Origin of the sequence: Nocardiopsis lucentensis DSM 44048 (assembly GCF_000341125.1) — a bacterium.
Lineage (GTDB): Bacteria > Actinomycetota > Actinomycetes > Streptosporangiales > Streptosporangiaceae > Nocardiopsis > Nocardiopsis lucentensis.
The window spans coordinates 1-2,007 of record NZ_ANBC01000593.1 but is presented as its reverse complement, the minus strand read 5'-3'; the positions used below and the strand labels follow the sequence as shown (position 1 = coordinate 2,007).

General features: G+C 74.4%; 1 protein-coding gene. It reads left to right on the top strand.

Features of this window, described 5'->3' with window-relative positions; genetic code table 11:
• Window positions 1-1,908 (top strand): carboxyltransferase domain-containing protein (locus D471_RS0121030; protein WP_017600452.1); only part of this gene is annotated, 1,908 nt, incomplete at its 5' end.
• Window positions 1,909-2,007 lie beyond the last annotated feature (99 nt).

Genomic DNA, 2,007 nt, shown 5'->3' with positions numbered 1-2,007 from the left:
CGGCTCGGCGACGTGCTCCGGCCGACGATCGCCCCCAGGAGCGCGCCGGGCGGGTCCGCCACCACCGAGGCGCCGTCGACTCCCGCACCCGCCTCCGCCGCTTCGGCCCCCCGGTTCGCCGCGCCGCGCTCCGTCCCCGAGGAGGACCGCCCCGACTTCGACGCTCCGGCCGAAGCCGGGGAGGGCACCTCCGCCCACTGGGACATCGAGGTCTCCGAGGGGCCGCACGCCGCTCCCGAGTTCCTCACCCGCGAGGGCCTGGCCGACTTCTACGCCACCGCCTGGAAGGTGCACCCCCAGTCCGCCCGCAACGGCGTCCGCCTCTCCGGCCCCAAGCAGACCTGGGCCCGTCCCGACGGCGGCCAGGCCGGCCTGCATCCCTCCAACGTGCACGACACCGCCTACTCGATCGGCGCGGTCAACCTGTCCGGCGACACCCCGGTCCTCCTCGGCCCCGACGGGCCGAGCCTGGGCGGGTTCGTCTGCCCGGTCACCGTGGTCACCGGCTCCCGCTGGAAGGTCGGCCAGCTCCGCCCCGGCGACACCGTCCGCTTCCACCCGGTGACCGAGTCCGCCGCCGAGAAGCTGCACACCGTCCCGACGGCGGCCCCGCTCCTGCGCGCGACGGGCTCCGACGGCGACGACGGCGTGCTCGCCCGACTGCCCGCCACCGACGGCGCCCCCGAGGTCACCTACCGCCGCGGCGGCCACGACAACCTCCTCGTCGAGTACGGGCCGATGGTGCTCGACCTGGGCCTGCGCATGCGTGTCCACGCCCTGATGGCCGCGCTCGACGAGGCCGCCCCGCGCGGGATCGTCGACACCACGCCCGGCGTGCGCTCCCTGCACCTGCACACCGACCCCGAGGCGCTGCCGCTGCGCACCCTGCTCGACCTCCTCCAGGAGATCGAGGGCCAACTGCCGCCCACCTCCCGCCTGCGGGTGCCGAGCCGGACCCTGCACCTGCCGATGTCCTTCGACGACCCGTCCATCCACGAGGCGATCAGCCGCTACCAGACCGGTGTGCGCGACGACGCGCCCTGGAACCCCGACAACATCGAGTTCATCCGCCGCATCAACGGCCTCGACTCGGTCGACGACGTCCGCGACACCGTCTTCGACGCCTCCTACCTGGTCCTGGGCCTGGGTGACGTCTACCTCGGCGCGCCCGCCGCCACCCCGCTCGACCCGCGCCACCGGCTGGTCACCACCAAGTACAGTCCGGCGCGCACCTGGACCCCGGAGGCCGGGGTCGGTATCGGCGGCGCCTACCTGTGCGTGTACGGGATGGAGAGTCCCGGCGGCTACCAGCTCATCGGCCGTACGGTGCCGATCTGGTCGGGGCTGCGCCAGTACGGCCCGTTCGAGCCCGGCACCCCCTGGCTGCTGCGGTTCTTCGACCGGGTCAGCTGGTACCCGGTCGGCCACGAGGAGCTGCTCGACATCCGCGCCGACCTCCTTGCCGGACGGCACGAGCTGGAGATCGCCGACGGGGAGTTCGTCCTCGCCGACCACGAGCGCTTCCTCGCCGACCACGCCGACTCCATCGCCGCCTTCCGCGACCGCCAGGCCGCCGCCTTCGAGGCCGAACGCCAGCGTTGGGAGGCCGCGGGCGAGTTCGACGACCGGCCCGAACCCGAACCCGCCGCCGACCCCGGCCGCACCGATTTCCCGCCCGGCGCGGCCCTGGTCGAGTCCCCGCTGTCCGCCTCCGTCTGGAAGGTCGACGTCCGCCCCGGCGACACCGTCGAGGAGGGGCAGCCCGTCGTCCGGCTGGAGGCGATGAAGCTGGAGGTCGTGGTCCGCGCGCCCCGCGCGGGTACGGTCTCCGACATCCTGGTCGCGCCCGGGCAGCACCTGGACCCCGGCCGCGCCATGGCCGTCATCACGCAAGGAGGAGCCTCCTGATGCCCACTCCCACCGACCGCGTCCACGACGCCTACCGGAGGATCGCCGAGGCCGACCGGCCCGAGGTCTGGATCACCCTCCGGCCCGAGCAGGACCTGC